This window comes from Paenibacillus jepli (assembly GCF_047238105.1).
Taxonomy (GTDB): Bacteria; Bacillota; Bacilli; order Paenibacillales; family Paenibacillaceae; genus Paenibacillus_D.
On record NZ_JBDFMD010000001.1, the window covers coordinates 4681629 to 4698950 of the forward strand.

14 protein-coding genes are annotated in these 17322 nt (G+C 56.3%); 11 read left to right on the forward strand and 3 right to left on the reverse strand.

Features of this window, described 5'->3' with window-relative positions:
* Positions 1-3 precede the first annotated feature (3 nt).
* Positions 4-1506 (forward strand): response regulator, encoded by a 1503-nt coding sequence (locus ABC336_RS20240; protein ID WP_413240368.1) that lies wholly within the window; start codon positions 4-6, stop codon positions 1504-1506.
* A 24-nt stretch (positions 1507-1530) separates the two neighbouring features.
* On the opposite strand, the gene ABC336_RS20245 is transcribed toward ABC336_RS20240, so the two are convergent.
* The gene (locus tag ABC336_RS20245; RefSeq protein ID WP_413240369.1) at positions 1531-2550 is read right to left on the reverse strand and encodes an alpha/beta hydrolase; all 1020 of its coding nucleotides are present in this window, start codon (positions 2548-2550) and stop codon (positions 1531-1533) included.
* Positions 2551-2763: 213 nt separating this feature from the next.
* Between ABC336_RS20245 and ABC336_RS20250 the strand changes: the two genes are divergently transcribed.
* Complete coding sequence (locus tag ABC336_RS20250; RefSeq protein WP_413240370.1) at positions 2764-3510, forward strand: IclR family transcriptional regulator; 747 nt, start codon at positions 2764-2766, stop codon at positions 3508-3510.
* Positions 3511-3737: 227 nt separating this feature from the next.
* On the opposite strand, the gene ABC336_RS20255 is transcribed toward ABC336_RS20250, so the two are convergent.
* On the reverse strand, positions 3738-4307 hold the full coding sequence (locus ABC336_RS20255; protein WP_413240371.1) for a GbsR/MarR family transcriptional regulator: 570 nt from the start codon (positions 4305-4307) through the stop codon (positions 3738-3740).
* 290 nt (positions 4308-4597) lie between these two features.
* Here ABC336_RS20255 and proV point away from each other — a divergent pair, with 290 nt between their 5' ends.
* From proV to ABC336_RS20270, 3 genes are read left to right on the forward strand one after another with little or no spacing between them, the layout of a single operon-like run.
* Positions 4598-5791: a glycine betaine/L-proline ABC transporter ATP-binding protein ProV gene (gene proV, locus ABC336_RS20260; protein ID WP_413240372.1), complete on the forward strand. Its 1194-nt coding sequence runs from the start codon at positions 4598-4600 to the stop codon at positions 5789-5791.
* 3 nt (positions 5792-5794) lie between these two features.
* Complete coding sequence (locus tag ABC336_RS20265) at positions 5795-6628, forward strand: ABC transporter permease (RefSeq protein WP_413240373.1); 834 nt, start codon at positions 5795-5797, stop codon at positions 6626-6628.
* Positions 6629-6643: 15 nt separating this feature from the next.
* Positions 6644-7519 carry a glycine betaine ABC transporter substrate-binding protein gene (locus tag ABC336_RS20270; RefSeq protein ID WP_413240374.1) on the forward strand — a complete coding sequence of 292 codons (876 nt, stop codon included), beginning with the start codon at positions 6644-6646 and terminating at the stop codon, positions 7517-7519.
* A 623-nt stretch (positions 7520-8142) separates the two neighbouring features.
* On the opposite strand, the gene acnA is transcribed toward ABC336_RS20270, so the two are convergent.
* Entirely contained in the window at positions 8143-10854 is a 2712-nt protein-coding gene (gene acnA / locus ABC336_RS20275) for an aconitate hydratase AcnA (RefSeq protein ID WP_413240375.1), read from the reverse strand.
* Positions 10855-11152: 298 nt separating this feature from the next.
* On the opposite strand from acnA, the gene ABC336_RS20280 reads away from it, so the two are divergent.
* From ABC336_RS20280 to ABC336_RS20305, 6 genes are all read left to right on the forward strand, one after another.
* Positions 11153-12223, forward strand: a complete 1071-nt coding sequence (locus ABC336_RS20280) for an amidase domain-containing protein (RefSeq protein ID WP_413240376.1) — start codon at positions 11153-11155, stop codon at positions 12221-12223.
* 67 nt (positions 12224-12290) lie between these two features.
* On the forward strand, positions 12291-13382 hold the full coding sequence (locus ABC336_RS20285) for a D-alanine--D-alanine ligase (RefSeq protein WP_413240377.1): 1092 nt from the start codon (positions 12291-12293) through the stop codon (positions 13380-13382).
* 178 nt (positions 13383-13560) lie between these two features.
* Positions 13561-13878 (forward strand): hypothetical protein, encoded by a 318-nt coding sequence (locus tag ABC336_RS20290; protein ID WP_413240378.1) that lies wholly within the window; start codon positions 13561-13563, stop codon positions 13876-13878.
* Positions 13875-14918, forward strand: coding sequence for a UV DNA damage repair endonuclease UvsE (uvsE, locus tag ABC336_RS20295; RefSeq protein ID WP_413240379.1), 1044 nt, complete (start codon positions 13875-13877; stop codon positions 14916-14918). The genes ABC336_RS20290 and uvsE overlap by 4 nt, the downstream gene beginning before the upstream one ends.
* A 113-nt stretch (positions 14919-15031) precedes the next feature.
* The gene (gene fabI, locus ABC336_RS20300; RefSeq protein WP_413240380.1) at positions 15032-15802 is read left to right on the forward strand and encodes an enoyl-ACP reductase FabI; all 771 of its coding nucleotides are present in this window, start codon (positions 15032-15034) and stop codon (positions 15800-15802) included.
* A gap of 171 nt (positions 15803-15973) precedes the next feature.
* Positions 15974-16828 carry an inositol monophosphatase family protein gene (locus tag ABC336_RS20305; protein ID WP_413240381.1) on the forward strand — a complete coding sequence of 285 codons (855 nt, stop codon included), beginning with the start codon at positions 15974-15976 and terminating at the stop codon, positions 16826-16828.
* Positions 16829-17322: the final 494 nt, after the last annotated feature.

Here is a 17322-nt window from a genome sequence, read left to right on the forward strand (position 1 = left end):
CGTATGCATACTGTACTGATTGTAGATGATGAACCGTTTATTATCGAGGGACTGTACCATATTATCGATTGGCATGCCTTGGGTCTGAAGATCGTCGGTCATGCCGCGAACGGGCAGGCCGCGCTGGATCTACTGGCCCGGGAGCGGGTCGATATCCTGATCACGGACATCTCGATGCCGGTGATGGGCGGACTGGAACTGATCGGCCATGCCAGAGCCGAGTACCCGGAGCTGAAGATCGTGGTCCTGAGCGGGTATAATGAGTTCGATTATCTAAAGCAGGCGATGCGCTCCGGGATCGAGAACTATCTGCTCAAGCCCGTCAATGTCGAAGAGCTGCGGGCGACGATGGCCAGCGCCGTAGAGAAATTGCGCACGGTTCCTCATCCGCGCTGGTCGGACGAGGACATCGATCTGCTCCGCAATACGATCGTCTACCGTTGGCTCACTGGCGGCATCTCGCCGGGAGAGCTTAAGGAGCGGGCGGCTGTATTGGAGCTCCCGATCGCATCGCCTTATTATCTGCCGGCCATTATCCGTAGGGAAGAGCCGGCTGACAGAGATTATGAGAGGGTAAGGGAGCATGCCTACACACCGGGTACGATTGTGCTGCCTAACCTCAAGGGAGAGATCGTCGTCCTCTATGCCGCGGATGCTGCAGAGGATCTGAAGGCGCTGGCGCTGGCGCAGCTGAAGCCGCTGCTGACGGAGCTTGCAGGACCTGTCCATCTGGCGCTGGGTACGGTGGCAGGAGGCGCCAGGGCGGTGAGTGAGAGCTATCAACACGCATGCGCAGCTGCAGACTATGCCTTGGTCTGGCCGGAGAGCGGCGTCTTGGACTATGATGCTTTGCACCGGCAAGAGCCAGCGGCTCAGGATGCGCTGAATTGGGATAACTATGCCCGGCTGATCGCGGGCCGGGACAAGCAGCGGCTGCAAGAATATGTAGCGGAGGAATTTGCGCGGCTGAGCCGGCAGCCGGGTATCACGCCGGCAGCGGTGCGCAACAGCGCAGTCGAGCTGATCGTCAGGTTCAAGACGGAGCTGATACAGCTCCGAGCCATAGAAGAGCCGGAGCTGTATCAGGAGGAGCTGCATCTGGCAGCGAACAGCGGATCGCTCGCCCAGTTGACGACCCTGGTGCAGGGTGTGGCGGAGCATACGGTCGATGCGCTGGTCAAGACCGTCAAAAGCCCGGTGATTGCGCAGATCCTCACCCGGATCGATACCGACTACAGGGAGCCGATGTCGCTGAAGACGCTGGGGCAGGAATACAAAGTACATCCGGTGTATCTGGGCCAGCTGTTCCATAAGGAGCTGAAGGAGCCCTTCACGGAATATCTGAACAGATACCGCGTCGAGAAAGCCAAGGAGCTGCTCCGCAGCAGCAACCGCAAGGTGCAGGAGATCGCCCAGGAGGTAGGCTACTGGGAGACGGGCTACTTCTACAAGCAGTTCAAAAAGCATGTCGGCGTCTCGCCGATGGATTATCGGGAGCTGACATGACGTCAGCTCCTTGGCTTTGGAAGGCTAGTTGGCGTCAGCCAGCGTCACTCCTTCCGCATGAACCTGGCTGAGGAAGCCGGCTGCGCGATGGATATATTCCTTGGGATGAACCTGGAAGAGCAGCTCATGCTTGCCGCCGGGTACGATCCACTCCGAAGACAAGGGATGCGTCTGAAGTGCCGAGACGGCCTCAGCGATGTGGACGGGAGCTTTGTCATCCTCTGTGCCGTGAATCAGATAGATCGGCATGCGGTAGACGGCTTGACGGGCTTGCTCGATCTGAAGCTGACTGAAGCTGGTCCCCGTCCAGAGGGGCAGCATCGCCTTGATAAGCGGCAATGACGGATATCGGGGCAGATTGACGAATTGCGTAATAGTGTCGAACAGCGTGTCCGGATCGGCCAGAAAGGTGCTGTCCAGAATCATGGCATCGATGAGATCCGTCTCCAAAGCCGCTTGCAGTGCGGTGCCTGCGCCCATCGAGAAGCCCCAGACGACGACGTTGTCCGCTCCCTGCTGCCGCGCGAAATCGACAGCTGCCAGCAGCTGCTGGGCCTCCTCCTGCCCGCCTGTGGCAGGGGCACGGTCAAGCTTGGAGGCATACGCGTAGTCGAAAAGAAGGACATTGTAGTCGAGTCCGCTCATCAGATTGGCCAGCTCATACATCGGCACCCAAGTCTCCTCGCGATTCGCTCCGTAGCCATGGCTGAAGACGATCGTCCGCGACGATTCCGACTGAGCCGGGATGTACCAGCCGTGCACCTTCGTTTTGCCGCTGGCGCTCGGGAAGGTGACATCGCTGTAGGGCAGATTCTTGGCCTCCATCGGATTGGAGGTGAGAGGGGCAACGTATGGATAAGCGAGCATCCAGGCGACGAAGCCGTGAAAGGCGACGATCAGCAGGATGCCGAAGACCAGGACTGAGGAGAGCAGGGCGATCCACAGATGCGTGCGGCGGCGGGTGATGACCGGAGAAGAAGGGACGACGGGACGAGCCGGGCGGCGGCTGTCCGGGGACTGGGGTGCGGTCGCAGAGGTGTGCATGGCAGCCATTCCTCCCTTGAGGATTAATCGGTCCGAAAGCGCTTTATATTTCTATCGTATGACTTTAGGACTAGAGCTGTCAATTGGTGACGAACGATTGTAAGCCAGTTGTAACCGTACTGAAATAAAAGGCGGTCGCTAGACGCCATCCCCTGCGATGGGTTATACTAGATGGTATTAAGTTTCATTCTATGGAACAAGGGGGCGGGCGCGATGGAAGAGGGCAAATCGACGATCCGCGCAGTCGAGCGGGCGTTGGATATCCTGCTGTGCTTTACTTCCGGTACGGATCTGGCGATGAGCGAGATCGCCGAGCAGGTGGGGCTGCACAAGAGCACGGTCCATCGGATGCTGGCGACGCTGGAGGAGAAGGGCTTCGTTATGCGGGACCGTGCGACCGACCGTTATCGGCTCGGTATGCGGGTATGGGAACTGTCCGCTCATTTGTCTGCTACTGACGACCCGGCCGTTATCTGGCTGCCGGAGATGGAGCGGCTCCGCGATCAGCTTGGCGAGACGGTAAGCTTGTATGTGCGGGACGGTCAGGAGCGGATCCGCATCCAGGCGGTGCAGAGCAGCCAGGCGGTCAGGCGGGTCGCTCCGGTCGGCGTCCGGCTGCCCCTGTACGTCGGCGCCTCCAGCAAGGTGCTGGTCGCTTTTGCAGATCCGCAGGAGCGCGAGGCGATCCTCTCTGGCGGCGAGTGGCCGGCAGGCGTAGATGCCGGGGCTTACCGGGCGCAGCTCGAGGAGATCGTCCGGTCGGGGTATGCGACGAGCATCGAGGAGCGTGAAGCGGGCGCGGCTGCCGTCGCTGCACCGATCTTCGACCGCAGCGGGCGCCTGGCTGCCGTGCTGTCGATCTCGGGTCCGGCCAGCCGGCTCACCATGGAGCGGATGCGGGAGATCGCACCGGCGGTTATGGCCGCGTCCCGGCTGATGGGGACGATGCTCCGACCATAGCTTAAGGACAGTATGAAGATAACCGCCAGGGCACGGGCACCCTGGCGGTTTTTTGCGGTTGCAGTTTTGCTTTGCAAAACTCTCAGGCGAAGCCGTTTCACCTTGAAATATAAGAGAGTATATGTCTTCACATATCTACTTAGCTTCTATTTCTCCGGAATGAAACTTGCTACGCCGTGTGCTTACGAAGCCAGTTTTGCTTTGCAAAACTCTCAGGCGAAGCCGTTTCACCTTGACCGGTCCTCTTCCTTTGGGATAAATTCATAAATGCTGCCATCTTCAAAAGAGTCGATCAGCCGCAGCAGCCAGCGGTAGTAGTCTACGGCACAGCCGATCTTCTCGGCATCCTTGCTGAGTACCTCTTGCAAAACGGGCTGATCCGGCCGCTGCTCCTGCAGCAGCTTGATCTCCTTGAGCGAGCGGATGAGGACATTCATGTTCATCTCGACGGCTTTCCGCCACTTGATGGAGAAGTAATCGGTGAAGTTCTGGTGCCAGTCCGGCACGACCTCGTAAAGATCCTTCCTAGAGCCTTTCTCCCATACTTTGTTGATCATTTTGAGATCTGTCAAGGTTCGCATGCCGGTACTCATAGAAGTCTTGCTCATGCCCATCGTCTCGCTCATCTCATCCAGCGTGACAGGCCCGCCATTAAAGTACATATTGCCATACAGATGACCGATCGACAGGGTGATGCCGTAGAGATCCATATTTTTACCGATGGATTCGATGACACGTTGCCTTATATGTTCAATACGTTGCTTGTCCTCTTCCGATAACGCATCGATGCTCTTCATACCAGCCTCCTGCTGAGTTAGACCTCTCTGCTTACTATAGTAAGTATTGTAATCAAACATTTGTGGAAAAGTAAAGCCGGATATGTTTATGAAAATCAATGAAATAAAGAGTAAACTGTACAAAAAGTTTGTAAAGTTTAAACTGTACGTAAATTACGGGCCTATATCGCTTTTGCGATTTTAGGCTATTAGCACTAAACTGTAACCAGTCAAGCGACAGTGTAGAGGCCGTTCACACGTCCGTTCCCGTAGGAACGTCCTTGATGAACGTGCAGTCTAAGGGGGGCAACATGTCGATTATCGAGGTAAAGAGACTGACCAAAATTTTCGGATCCGACCCGAGAAGAGCCATCCCGCTTCTGGATGATGGCTGGTCCAAAGAGAGAATACTCAAAGAAATGAAGTTAACTGTCGGCGTCAACCAAGCCAGCTTCGCGATTGAAGAAGGCCAGATCTTCGTCATCATGGGTCTGTCCGGCAGCGGCAAGTCGACCCTGGTCCGCCTGCTGAACCGTCTGATCGAACCGACAGGCGGCGAGGTCCTCTTCAACGGTGAGAATGTACTGAAGATGAGTGTCGAAAAGCTGCGCAGCTTCCGCCGCAAAAACATGGGCATGGTGTTTCAAAAGTTTGCTTTGTTCCCGCACCGGACGGTCGTCGAAAATGTTGAGTACGGCATGGAGGTGCAGGGGTTGCCCAAAGCGGAGCGCCGCGAGAAAGCGCTGCGCTCCCTTGAGCTGGTCGGCCTGGGGGGCTGGGAGGACAGCTATCCCGATCAGCTCAGCGGCGGCATGCAGCAGCGTGTCGGCCTGGCGCGCGGCCTGGCCAACGATCCGGACATCCTGCTGATGGACGAAGCGTTCAGCGCATTGGATCCGCTGATCCGCAAGGATATGCAGGATGAGCTGCTGGAGCTGCAGTCCAAGATGAAGAAGACGATCATCTTCATCACGCATGATCTGGATGAGGCGCTGCGCATCGGCGATCAGATCGCGCTCATGAAGGATGGCAGTATCGTACAGATCGGGACGCCGGAGGAGATCCTGATGCAGCCCGCCAACAAGTACGTCGAGCGCTTCGTGGAGGATGTCGATCTCTCCAAGGTGCTTACAGCAAGCCATATTATGCGCAAGCCGGAGACGATCACGCTCGAGCGCGGTCCGCGCGTGGCGCTGCAGCTGATGCGGGACCGCGGCGTATCCAATCTGTATGTTGTCGACAAAGGCAAGAAGCTGATCGGCGTCATCAGTGCCGAGGATGCGTCGCAGGCCGTCAAGGACGGGCAGCCGCTCGACAGTATCATCCAGCGGGAGCTGCCGTCCGTATCGCCGGATACCTTGCTAAATGAGCTGTTCGAGACCATCAGCGCTACCAGACTGCCTGTTGCTGTCATCGACGGCGAGCAGCGGCTGCAAGGCATTATTATTAAAGGTGCTGTACTTGCCGCCCTGGCAGGCAACACCGTACCGGAAGCAGGTGCGTGACGCGTGGATATTCCCAAAATTCCGATTGCCCAATGGGTAGATGAGCTGGAGCGATGGCTGCAGACGCATTTAAAACCGCTGTTTGATTTCATCAAGTTTGTCGTCGGGTGGACCGTGAACAGCCTGGAGACGGTACTGCAGTGGTTCCCGCCACTGCTGCTTATTCTGCTGATCGCCGCCCTGACCTGGTACGTCGCCAAATGGCGGATGGGCATCTTTGCCCTCGTCGGCCTGTATTTGATCTACAATCTCGGCTATTGGTCGGGAACGATGCAGACGCTCGCCCTGGTGCTGACAGCGGCGCTGTTGTCGGTCATTATAGGCGTGCCGATCGGTATTCTGTGCGCCCGCAAAAATGCGGTCCAAAACGTCATGACGCCGATTCTGGACTTTATGCAGACGATGCCCGCTTTCGTCTACCTGCTGCCTGCGATTACCTTCTTCTCGCTCGGTGTCGTGCCTGGGGTCATCGCTTCGATCATCTTTGCGATTCCACCGACGATCCGTCTGACAAACCTCGGCATCCGGCAGGTGCCGGCAGAGCTGGTGGAGGCTGCAGACGCCTTTGGTTCCACGCCATCGCAGAAGCTGTTCAAGCTGCAGCTGCCGATCGCTATGCCGACCATCATGGCCGGCATTAATCAGACGATCATGCTGTCGTTGTCGATGGTCGTGATCGCCTCGATGATCGGTGCGCAAGGGGTAGGCGCAAGCGTCTACCGGGCGGTAACACAGGCTAAAACAGGAGTCGGCTTCGAGGCGGGTATCGCGATTGTCGTCCTGGCGATCGTGCTGGATCGGCTGACGCAAAATGTATTGCGCAAGAAAAAACAATAGGGGGTCTTTTGGATTATGAAGAAACAATGGAAACTTGGTTTGACAATGGTACTGGCAACGTCGCTTATGGCAGCTTGTACAAACTCGGGGGGCGGGAACGGCACTGGCGGCGAGGTCAAATTGGCTTACGTGGCCTGGGATTCCGAGATTGCCAGCACGTATGTCGTGAAGGAAGTTTTGGAAGAAAAGCTGGGGTATACCGTACAAATGCTGCAGGTTGACGCAGGGCCGATGTTTGCCGGCGTCGCAGACGGCAGCGCCGATGCGATGGTAGCGGCATGGCTCCCGACCACGCATCAAAGCTATATTGACACCTATGGAGACCGTATCGAGGACCTGGGGGTTAACCTGGAAGGGACCAAGATCGGACTGGTTGTGCCAACTTATATGGAGAATGTCAGCAGCATCGAGGATCTGAAGAACGGCGAGATCGGTGCAGAAGTGGATTATACGATCACCGGCATCGAGCCGGGAGCGGGCATCATGATGACAACGGAGACGGTATTGGAGGAGTATGAGCTCGGAGGAGAATGGACACTGCTGGAGAGCTCCTCGGCCGCGATGGCCCAACAGCTGCAGAACGCTTATGCCGCAGAAGAGCCGATCATCGTGACGGGCTGGACACCGCACTGGAAGTTCGCCAGCATGGACCTGAAGTACCTGGAAGATCCGATGAACATCTATGGTGGTGACGAGCAGATCCATACCTTCGTCCGTCAGGGACTGCAGGATGATATGCCGGAAGCTTATGCGATGCTCGACAAATTCAACTGGACACCGGACGATATGGCCGCAGTCATGGTCGAGATCATGGAAGGTAAATCGCCTGAAGATGCTGCCAAGGACTGGGTTGCAGCTAACGAAGATAAAGTCAACGCTTGGTTGGAATAGAAGCACATTAATGAACAAGCCAATCTCCTCGGAGGTTGGCTTGTTTAGTTATCCTCACTGCGTCTGAATTTAAGGATGGTAAGGATGAGATGAGACAAACCAAATAAAATGACAAGAATACAAAATGTCAGCTCATAGCCAGAGAGAGGTAAGACTCCATTGCCTACAGGCCCCGTCCCGGGGTTGTTGTAGGTCCAGAATCTATAGAACAGATAAAGTGAAGGCGCTATAATTAAAAAAAGCGAGAGGGCTATGAGGATTAAATATCGCATAATTCACCTCCTTAGCAGTGTAGATAACTGGTTCAAATGTTACTTATTAGTACGGGGCGAAGTTGGTTTAGTTGCGCCTAAGAGGCCTACGAGGGAAAGATGCAAATATTTTAATTGATATTGATTATCAGTTTCATTATAATAGGGGCATAGCACACCTTACCCATGTGTGTTGTACCCAGGAAACAAAACACCCCCGCCATGAGAATGGCAAGGGTGCGTTCCTAGTTCGTTGCTATTGTCCAAATATAAGAAAGTATATGTTTTACACATCTACTTGGCTTAGAATTCTCCGGAATGAAACGCGCTGCGCCGCCAAGGGACGGCGATAGCCGTTTCACCTTGTACAATTTACATATTGGCGATCATCTGGCGCAGTACAGTCTGCAGGATGCCGCTGTTGCGATAGTAGTCGATGTCGACTGCGGAATCCAGACGTGCAGTTACGATGAATTCGAAAGTTGTGCCGTCTTCGCGAGTCGCTGTCACGTTCACTTTTTGACCTGGCTTCACGTCGTTGTCCAGGCCAGTGATATCGAACGTCTCGCGGCCTGTCAGACCGAGCGTGGACCAGCCTTGACCTTCCTGGAATTGCAGTGGCAGTACGCCCATGCCGACCAGGTTGGAACGGTGGATCCGCTCGAAGCTCTCGGCGATAACCGCTTTGACGCCCAGCAGGAAGGTGCCCTTGGCTGCCCAGTCACGCGAGCTGCCTGTGCCGTACTCCTTGCCAGCGATAACAACGAGGTTGGTGCCTTTCTTCTGGTACTTCATCGAAGCCTCATAGATGGACATCACTTCGTCAGTTGGCAGGTAAGTCGTTACGCCGCCCTCGGTGCCAGGAGCAACCTGGTTCCGGATGCGGATGTTGGCGAATGTACCGCGCATCATCACGTCATGGTTACCGCGACGCGAGCCGTAAGAGTTGAAGTCTTTGCGCTCGACGCCGTTTTTCATCAGGAACTCGCCTGCAGGGCTGTCCGCTTTGATGTTACCAGCTGGCGAGATGTGGTCGGTTGTGACCGAATCGCCCAGCAGAGCGAGCACTTTGGCGCCTTTGATGTCGGCGATGTCTTCAACCTCTGGGCCAAGGTTCTCAAAGAATGGCGGGTTAGCGATGTAAGTCGAGCGGGCATCCCACTCATACAGCTCGCCTTCCGGCACTTGAATCGCATTCCAACGCTCATTTTGCGTGAAGACATTGGCGTACTTGTCACGGAACATCTCCGGCGTAATCGCTGCATCCGCAGCCGCGGCGATCTCCTTGGAGGATGGCCAGATATCTTTGAGGTAGACGGGCTCATTCTTCTGATCATAGCCGATCGGATCGTTCGCCAGATCGATGTTGACAGTGCCTGCCAGCGCATAAGCGACGACGAGCGGCGGCGAAGCCAGGTAGTTGGCTTTGACCTGTGCATGAACACGGCCCTCGAAGTTCCGGTTGCCGGACAGCACGGCAGCGACCGTCATGTCGTTGTCGGCGATTGCATTGCTCACTTCGTCAGGCAGCGGGCCGGAGTTGCCGATACAGGTCGCGCAGCCGTAACCGGCCACGTGGAAGCCCAGTGCCTCGAGCGGCTCGATCAGGTTGGCTTTCTTCAGATACTCGGTAACGACCAGAGATCCCGGTGTCAGCGAGCTCTTCACGTATGCAGGCTTCACAAGACCGCGCTCAACGGCTTTCTTGGCGACTAGGCCTGCGCCCAGCATAACAGTCGGGTTAGACGTGTTCGTACAGCTGGTGATCGCAGCGATTACGACAGCGCCCGTTTTCATCTCGCTTACCTGTCCGTTCTTGTGTTTCACTTCGACGCGCTCATCGATCTTGTCGTCGCTCAGGCCGTAGCCGCCTTTGTCGATCGGCGTACGGACGATATCGTTGAACGACTTCTTCATGTCGGTCAGCTCGATACGGTCCTGCGGACGTTTTGGACCGGCAAGGCTCGGTACGATCGTCGAGAGGTCCAGCTCCAGGACGTCGGAGAATACCGGATCCGGCGTGTCGTCTGTGCGGAACATATCCTGCGCTTTGTAATACTCTTCTACGAGCTCGATCTGCTCATCCGTACGGCCGGTTTGACGCAGGAAGTCCAGTGTAATCGTGTCGACCGGGAAGAAGCCGATAGTTGCGCCATACTCAGGCGCCATGTTAGCAACGGTAGCGCGGTCAGGCAAGCTGATATTGGAAAGTCCAGGGCCGTAGAACTCGACAAACTTGCCGACGACGCCTCTCTTACGCAGAATCTCGGTAACGGTCAAGGCCAGGTCAGTCGCAGTAGCGCCTTCAGACAGGCTGCCTGTCAGCTTGACGCCGATAACCTCAGGCATAACGAAGTACAGTGGTTGTCCGAGCATACCGGCTTCTGCCTCGATACCGCCGACACCCCAGCCAACGACGCCCAAACCATTGATCATGGTCGTATGCGAGTCCGTACCTACGAGGGAGTCGGGGTAAACAACCATTTCACCGTCAACGGATTTTGTAGCTGCTACAGAAGCAAGGTACTCCAGGTTAACCTGGTGAACGATACCGGTCGCAGGCGGTACCGCGCGGAAGTTGTCAAAGGCGGTTTGCGCCCAGCGCAGGAAACGGTAACGTTCTTCATTGCGCTGGAATTCCAGGTTTTCATTGAACTCAAGCGCGCCCTCGAAACCGAAAGCGTCGACCATAACGGAATGGTCGATAACGAGGTCAACCGGTACAAGCGGGTTGATCTTCTTCGGATCGCCGCCGGCTTTCTTCACGGTGTCGCGCATGGCAGCCAGGTCGACTACGACAGGAACGCCTGTGAAGTCCTGCAGAACGATACGTGCAGGGATGAATGGGATCTCCTTGTCTACGCGCTCGTCAGCCCAACTGGCGAGCTGTTTGACGTGCTCAGGGGTAATCGCGCGGCCGTCATATTGACGGACAGCGGCTTCCAGCAGTACCTTGATGGAGAAAGGCAGCTTGGAAATCGGACCCAGTCCTTGCTCTTCCAGACCCTGCAGGCGATAGTAGGCATAAGACTGGCCTGCCGCGGTGAGCGAAGTGCGGACGGAGAATTGATCTTGTGTCGGCATGAATTGTGCTCCTCCTTGATGGTTTTTTCATAAAATTGTGATGGTTTATGGCTATCGAGTTTCGTCTTAGTTTCGCTGTGTGAAACCCAATTTCATAAAATCACGGCTACCTTAAGTATAGCGTTTTTTGGTCTTTTTTGAAAGTATAAGTTTTGCCTGCAAGCGCTGCAACTTGCAAAGCACCTGCGGTTGATGCGGAGGCATCGGCGGGGTTTCCTCTATAACATGAGTTTCCGGTTTGCTTCATATACTGAAGCATGATGTGAGATCCGCCACAAACCGCAGGGGAGGAATGGCGATGCCGCGCACACCGGGAAAGCCACGCAGTGCAGAGAAGCTGCAGGGCTGGAAGGCAGCGATCCATGAATACGTAAAGCTGGTCAACCAGGCGGAGATCGAGCTCGATGCCGAGCCGCTCAATCGGCTGGTCGACGACCGGGAACACTTGTCGAGGTACGGTACCAAGCTCGACCGATTGCGAGAGCGCGAGCAGCGCCGCTGTGCATGGTCCGGCCGCAATGAAACAAAAGCGCAGCCGATGCGGGTGAACGAGGCAGCCCATGAAGCAACGCTGCTGCTGCGTCTGGACCAGCGTCGTTCCCTTGATCAGTTCGGCCATGGATACGTAGAGGAACGGAGCGAATATGAGCGACTGTGGCTGCAGGATCATCAGGGGAGGTGGGCGATCGTCCGCATCGAACCGCTGGTCTCCGAACGCAGGCCGCGCTACGGTTCTTATTCGAGCAATGCGGTGCCTTATGAAGAGGAGCGCGGCAGGCAGCATACCGACCTGCATGTCCCGCGCAGCCGGCCCTTCGTCAATCGCAATCTCGTGCTGCCGCTGGCAACCCGGACCCAGCCGCAGCGCTACCGTCGCGACCGGGCCGTCGCGTATGCCGACACCTGGTGGAACAAAGCGAATCCCGAATACGAGGAATTCGAGGTGAATTGCACCAACTACATCTCCCAGTGTCTCTTTGCAGGCGGTGCCCCGATGAATTATACTGGTAGGAGGGAATCGGGCTGGTGGTACAAGGGACGGGATGGCGGTCGCGAGTGGTGGAGTTATAGCTGGGCCGTATCCAACGCCATGCAGGCTCTGTTGGCTGCCCCGCGGCGCGAAGGACTGCGGGGGACGCTGGTGGACCGTCCCGAACAGCTGGAGCTGGGCGATGTCATCCTGTACGACTGGAACGGGGACGGCAGGTATCAGCACAGTACGATCGTGACGGCTTTTGATGCGGAGCGTATGCCACTTGTCAACGCCAACACCGTGTCCAGTCGCCACCGCTACTGGGATTATAGGGATTCCTATGCTTGGACGGAAGCCACACGCTATCAGATGGTTCACTTGGCGGATGAGTTTTGATTCGCGCAGACATTATCTCTCTTAATTCAATCAATTACCTTTATTATGTGGTACCGGAGGATAGCCAATGGGGAAAAAAGTACGGGTAGGTCTGATCTACGGCGGCAAGTCGGGCGAGCATGAAGTGTCGCTGCAGACGGCGCTTGCGGTTATGAAGGCCTTTGATTATGCCAAATATGATATTATACCTTTCTATATTACCAAGCAAGGCAAATGGCATGCTGGCGCTGTGCTGGGCGCGCCGCCGCAAGAAGTGAAAGAACTCCAGTATGGTCCGTCCGCAGCAGGCGGGGAGCTCGTGCCGGTGCTGCGAAGCCTGCAGCCTGGCGGCGGCGACGCTGCCGGAGAGACGCTGGATGTGATCTTTCCGCTGCTGCACGGCACCTATGGCGAAGACGGGACGATCCAGGGCTTGCTGGAGATGGCGGATGTCCCTTATGTCGGGGCCGGCGTGTTGGCATCGGCTGTAGGGATGGACAAAGTCATGATGAAGAAAGTGTTCGCTCAGGAAGGCTTGCCGCAGTGCGTCTATCGCCATTTCAACCGGACGCAGTGGATCAAGGATCCGGCATTTTTCATTATGGAGGTTGAGGTAGCGCTCGGTTACCCTTGCTTTATCAAACCGGCCAATCTCGGCTCCAGCGTCGGCATCTCCAAAGCGCGCAACCGGGAGGAGCTGACGGCAGCGATCGAGCTGGCGTTCCGCTATGACCGCAAGGTGATCGTCGAGGAGTTTGTCGATGCCCGCGAGATCGAGGTAAGTGTGCTCGGCAACGATGAACCACGGGCTTCGGTGCCCGGAGAGGTCATCACTTCCAGCGACTTCTATGATTATGATGCCAAGTATGTGGACGGCACCTCGCGGATGCAGATCCCGGCTGACGTGCCGGAGGAGGTCGCGGAAGAGGTGCGCAAGATGGCGCTTCAGGCCTTCCTGGCGATCGACGGCTCCGGCCTCTCGCGCGTTGACTTCTTCCTGCGCCGCGGGGACAACCAGCTGTTGATCAATGAAGTGAACACGATGCCGGGCTTCACCCCGTTCAGCATGTATCCGCTGATGTGGAAGGAGACGGGCATGTCGTACCAGGAGCTGCTGGACACGCTGATCTCTCTGGCGGTCGCCAGACACCAGGAGAAGCAGCGGATTACGTATAGTTAAAAGCTTTCCGGAGGAAAGCTGCTTCGTAAGCATAGGCTAAGCTTTCCGGAGGAAAGCTGCTTCGTAAGCATAGGCTAAGCTTTCCGGAGGAAAGCTGCTTCGTAAGCATAGGATAAGCCCGCCGGGAGGCTATGACGCTTGGGCGGGCGAGCGGCAACTGAATTCAGGAGGGATACATATGGGTTTCGAGACCGAGTTCAACTCCGTCTGCAAGTTCAAGTCGGAGCAAGAATTGTACGAGCTGCTGGAGTATGGCCGCAACAAGATGGTCAAGAGCGGCTTCCGCGTCTATCCGACCGGACAGAAAGTGATCGCTTACGCACCGGATAATACCGCCGTATGCATCGTCAAGATTCTGGTCTCACTATCGGAGATTAATTTCCAGGGAGAGGAAATTACTCAAGTTGAAATGGAACTTGTACGCAAGCTCACCGAGGAAGAGTCGAGGGTTCAGACGGCTCTGGCGTACGAGATGTTTTTCGGCAACCGCGAATGATCGTTCGTTTCGGATTCGTGGCGATGAGCATGCTTTTGGAGAATGCCTCGCCATCCCGGACGATGACCTACCGCAACTTCTCCCGTCTGCCTGACAGGGAAGCAGCGGTGCGGCGTCTCGAACGCCTAGGGGAAGAGAACCTGCACAACACGCTGCGTGTGCTGCGACACGCTGCAGCGCATGACATCAAAGTGTACCGCCTTTCATCCAAACTGATCCCGCTCGCCACTCACGAGGCACTGGCCGACTGGGATCCTGTCCCTGCGCTTGCGGCCTCCTTTGCCAGGGTGGGCGAGTTTGTCCGTCGTCATGGGATTCGCGCTTCCTTCCATCCGGACCATTTCTGCGTGCTCAACACGCCTCGCCCGGAGGTGCTGGAGAAATCGGTGGAAGATCTGGAGATGCATATCCGGATGCTGGAGGCGCTGGGGCTGGATGAGGCCTATAAATGCAACATCCATGTTGGCGGCGCTTACGGGGACAAGCCTGCCTCAGGGGAGAGGTTCCTCCGGCAGTTCGCTGCGATCGATGAGCGTTACCGCCACAGGATCACCCTGGAGAACGATGATAAGACCTTCACCGCTGCAGAGACGCTGCAGATCGCCGAGGCGGCGGGCGTCCCGATGGTGCTGGACATCCACCACCATGCCGTGAACAGCGACGGCTTGGCGATGACACAGCTGACGCAAAAGCTGTGGCCGCGCATCGCCGCGACCTGGGCGGTCGAACGCGAGCGGGCGCTGGCAGCAGGGCTTGGCGGCGGCGCGGATGCGCTGCAGACGCTGCTTGCGCCCAAGGTGCATGCCTCCAGCCCCAAGAGCGCCAAGGATCCCCGGAGTCATGCCGATGGAGTCGAAACGGGACCGTTGTTGGCATTCCTGAGCGGCATCGCGGGGTCGGTGCCGAGAGTGGACGTCATGCTCGAGGCCAAACAGAAGGATGCGGCACTCATGCAGCTGATGGACGAGCTGCGCAGCATCGCTGACGACAACGGGCAGCTGCGTTTCATTGATGATGCGACGGTTGAGATCAACGGCTAACGCTGCAGGAAAGCATTTGACTCTTGAAAAGACAAGCCAAATGAAGTACTTTGGACAAGAGCCTTTACCATGAAATGAAAGAGTGATCCCGTGAGGGTGAGGAGGAACAAACAATGAGTGGGTTGTTAAACGGTAAAAACATTCTGGTCATGGGTGTCGCCAATGACCGCAGTATCGCATGGGCAATCGCCCAGTCCCTGGCTGCCCAAGGAGCCAACCTGGCATTTACATACGAGAGCGACCGCGTGGCCGAGAGAGTCCGCAAGCTGGCCGACACGATCCCAGGTGCCATTATCCTGCCGTGCAATGTGACGGTCGATGAAGAGATTGAAGCGCTGGCCTCTCACGTCAAGGAGCAGTTCGGCGTGCTGCACGGCCTGGTGCACAGTATCGCATTTGCGAAGACGGAGGAGCTCGAAGGGATGTTTGTCGATACCTCCCGGGAAGGCTTTGCCCTGGCTCATGATATCAGCGCTTACTCGCTGACTGCAGTAGCCCAGCGTCTGCATCCGCTGATGACCGAGGGCGGCAGCATCATGACGATGACTTACCTGGGGGCGGAGCGGGCGCTGCGCAACTACAACGTCATGGGCGTAGCCAAAGCGGCGCTTGAGGCTTCGGTCCGCTACCTGGCAACGGATCTTGGACCGTCCAATATCCGGGTCAACGCCATCTCGGCTGGACCAATCCGGACACTGGCGGCCAAAGGCATCAAGGATTTCAACACGATCCTGCGTCAAGTGGAGGAGAAGGCGCCGCTGCGGCGGACGACGGAGACGGCGGAAGTCGGGGACACGGCAATGTTCCTGATGAGTCATCTCTCGCGCGGTATTACGGGCGAAGTCATCTATGTCGACAACGGTTATAACATCGTAGGCGTATAAGCACCTTGATGAGGCCCTGTACCGCTGATATGAGCGGCACAGGGCCGTTTGCTGCTTGCGCGGCGGAAGATGGGCCGGCTTGTCCGCAAGATAGGCGAAACTTGTGCGGGGCTGGTACGTATACTAAACAGATGAGGTTGTATCATTAGAGGAAAGTAGAGTGATGACACGATGACTGATGGACGGAATGACGGTGTCGTCGGCAGCAAAAGCTTTACCGCGGTAGCGATCAATTGTGCGGCCAAGGCCGGCGAATGGATCAAGACCAAGCTCGGCGCTTACGCCTCTCTGACGATAAAGAGCTCCACGAGCGATCTGGTAACCGAAGTGGATAAAGGCTCGGAGAAGCTGATCCGCAGACTGATTCTTACCCACTTCCCGGATCATGCTTTTTTGGGCGAGGAGGGGGTCGAGGCCGGGGCGGCAGCCTCGCGCAAAGCATTGGAGGATATGCAAGAAGAGGAATATCTGTGGATCGTCGATCCGATCGACGGCACAACCAATTTTGTGCACGGGTTTCCGTTCTTCGTCGTCTCCATCGCTCTTGCATACAAGGGCGAAGTGATCGTCGGCGTCGTCTATGATCCTTCGAGGGACGAGCTGTTCGTTGCGGAGAAAGGCAAGGGCGCTTATGTGCACGGCAACCGGATGCAGGTATCCAAGGAAACATCATTGTCGGACAGTCTGATCGCTACCGGGTTCCCGGCGGATCAGCAGATGGCGTTGCCCATCAATCTCAAAGGCGTACAAGCTCTGGCCCCCCAAGTTCGCAATCTTCGGGTTGCGGGATCGGCGGCCTTGCATCTGGCCTATGTAGCGGCCGGCAGGCTGAGCGGGTTTTGGGAGATCGGGCTGAGCAGTTGGGACATGGCGGCGGGTACGCTGCTCGTCCAGGAGTCCGGGGGGCACGTCAGCGATACCTCAGGCATCGGCTATCATCTCGGAGTCCGCAATGTTGTGGCGACCAACGGCCTGCTGCATGATGAGCTGGTAGCTGCTCTGGGTAAAGCCGGAGCAACCGGATGACGGCTGATGCGGCATATGCCCAGTAAACCCAGATTGTGCAAGATGAAAGTAAGCGATTACAGCATCAGTCAGACACCTTTTTGACGAGAGCGTCTTATATGTGAAGAGCAGGGAGCATTGAAAAATGCACTGCCCTCTCATCAGTGGACGGGATTACAAGTGAGCCTTTGCGCACGTGCGCAAAGGCTCTTTGCTTGTTATAGGACAAGGAAATGTACCTGCTCTATCTACGTAGCTTGTATTTCTCCAAAATGAAACGTGCTGCGCGTATGCTTGCGAAGCTGATATTGCTCGGCAATATGAAGGATGCCCGCAGCGGCAGACACCAGGAGTGTCCCGGTTACGGACAAAAGTACAATTAAAAACCGTAGAAAAAATATATACCGGCGGCTTAAGGACAAAAGTGCAGTTAAAATTCCGGGAAATGGATATAAAAGGGAATTTCGATCTAATTAATTGTACTTTTGACGTTATGATCCCGACAGGAAGAGAAC

Bases quoted from the DNA above. Each gene is read 5' to 3' on its own strand.
- ABC336_RS20240 (WP_413240368.1), top strand. From the start codon at position 4: ATGCATACTGTACTGATTGTAGATGATGAACCGTTTATTATCGAGGGA.
- ABC336_RS20245 (WP_413240369.1), bottom strand. From the start codon at position 2,550: ATGCACACCTCTGCGACCGCACCCCAGTCCCCGGACAGCCGCCGCCCG.
- ABC336_RS20250 (WP_413240370.1), top strand. From the start codon at position 2,764: ATGGAAGAGGGCAAATCGACGATCCGCGCAGTCGAGCGGGCGTTGGAT.
- ABC336_RS20255 (WP_413240371.1), bottom strand. From the start codon at position 4,307: ATGAAGAGCATCGATGCGTTATCGGAAGAGGACAAGCAACGTATTGAA.
- proV (WP_413240372.1), top strand. From the start codon at position 4,598: ATGTCGATTATCGAGGTAAAGAGACTGACCAAAATTTTCGGATCCGAC.
- ABC336_RS20270 (WP_413240374.1), top strand. From the start codon at position 6,644: ATGAAGAAACAATGGAAACTTGGTTTGACAATGGTACTGGCAACGTCG.
- acnA (WP_413240375.1), bottom strand. From the start codon at position 10,854: ATGCCGACACAAGATCAATTCTCCGTCCGCACTTCGCTCACCGCGGCA.
- ABC336_RS20280 (WP_413240376.1), top strand. From the start codon at position 11,153: ATGCCGCGCACACCGGGAAAGCCACGCAGTGCAGAGAAGCTGCAGGGC.
- ABC336_RS20285 (WP_413240377.1), top strand. From the start codon at position 12,291: ATGGGGAAAAAAGTACGGGTAGGTCTGATCTACGGCGGCAAGTCGGGC.
- ABC336_RS20290 (WP_413240378.1), top strand. From the start codon at position 13,561: ATGGGTTTCGAGACCGAGTTCAACTCCGTCTGCAAGTTCAAGTCGGAG.
- uvsE (WP_413240379.1), top strand. From the start codon at position 13,875: ATGATCGTTCGTTTCGGATTCGTGGCGATGAGCATGCTTTTGGAGAAT.
- fabI (WP_413240380.1), top strand. From the start codon at position 15,032: ATGAGTGGGTTGTTAAACGGTAAAAACATTCTGGTCATGGGTGTCGCC.
- ABC336_RS20305 (WP_413240381.1), top strand. From the start codon at position 15,974: ATGACTGATGGACGGAATGACGGTGTCGTCGGCAGCAAAAGCTTTACC.